The 1,204-nt window shown below is 57.1% G+C and carries 1 protein-coding gene; it reads right to left on the bottom strand.

All coding sequences use genetic code 11. From position 1 onward, the window contains the following. Positions 1-1,084 (bottom strand): SIR2 family protein (locus tag A3A5_RS39220; protein ID WP_035813478.1); only part of this gene is annotated, 1,084 nt, incomplete at its 3' end. Between the last annotated feature and the right edge of the window lie 120 nt (positions 1,085-1,204).

Raw genomic sequence — 1,204 nt, 5'->3', positions numbered from 1 at the left:
CCACGCTGCCAGCGATCAAATCGGCAGCCTGACTGCCCCAGCGCTTCCACTTAAAAACTCCGGATCCCTGTCCGAACAAACGGTGCCACCTCTCATCGAAGGCTGGTTTAACGTTTAGCCTGGCGCGGTAAAGTTGTATAGCGGCACGCAGGAGCGCCGGCGTCCAACCGTCGATCTCCACCTGCCTCTTAACAATGTGGAACTGATTATCGACGTCGTACTGATCGGAGTTCCAGCTTGCCAGGATCCATTGCCACTGTTTCCGAATCAGTTCGGAATACCTAGCCGTGTCAAATCGCATCGCGTTAGTAAGACGCTCGCGTAAGTCTGGATGTAGGGAAGTCTCTCCGGCCGCCCAAATCAGTGCTGCAGGCTCATGAGCGACCTTTCCAAACCAGCGTCCGAGGTTGGCAAGACGGCGGGGCAGCGGTGGTACCGCGCGGCGCTCAACTCTGGAGAGCGATTCCGGCCGAGCTGTCACAACATCAATATCGGTGGGCGAGAAGGCATCCCAGGCAGACCCAGGCAATTCAACTGGATCCGGCGCCATGGTGTCCAGTGAAAACTCTGGTGCCGCATCTGAATCCAGCCCAACCTTCTTGAAGAACTCTATGCCCTCTTTAAACGGAGTTGCGTGTTCCTGAGCTGGGCCGCGCAACCGTGCGCATTTATCAAACACGAACAGCCACTCCGCGGGAATCGGCGACTCTGCAATTGCCAGTCTGTGCGAGCCCTCTTCGGTAGCGGCCATATGGGCGACCATTCCTCGTTCGTGTGGCTGCATTGAGGCTGGGCCTGCGCTGGCCATTTTAATCAGATCATCGTGCCACTTGTCTACGCCGCGGGCGCGGGCCGCCCATGCCGACAATGTTTCCCAGAGGTGTGAAAATTCTTGGAACGCCAATGGCGTGACGGCCTTATGGCTCCACTGCGCAATTGCTTGACGCTCGTCGCCCCAGTGAAATGCGTACATCGCGTTACGCTGCGATGGCCCGAAGCGCTTTAACGCCTCGAGCAAATACTGAACGGGCGGATCGTCGGCCGAGTAGCCAACGAACACGATCTGGAACTGCTGCAGCAGCAAATTGATATACCGTGTGGCCCATCCCTCCGCTAGTGCAATGTTCCATTCTGTTTGGAACTTAAGCGGCGGTTGGCACGAATGACCTTCTGTAGGATGTCGCGAGCGCTCTTGGTCCAGATG

It is taken from the genome of Cupriavidus sp. UYPR2.512 (assembly GCF_000379565.1).
GTDB lineage: Bacteria > Pseudomonadota > Gammaproteobacteria > Burkholderiales > Burkholderiaceae > Cupriavidus.
The sequence above is the reverse complement of the archived record's forward strand: the minus strand, read 5'-3'. Positions and strand labels throughout refer to the sequence as shown.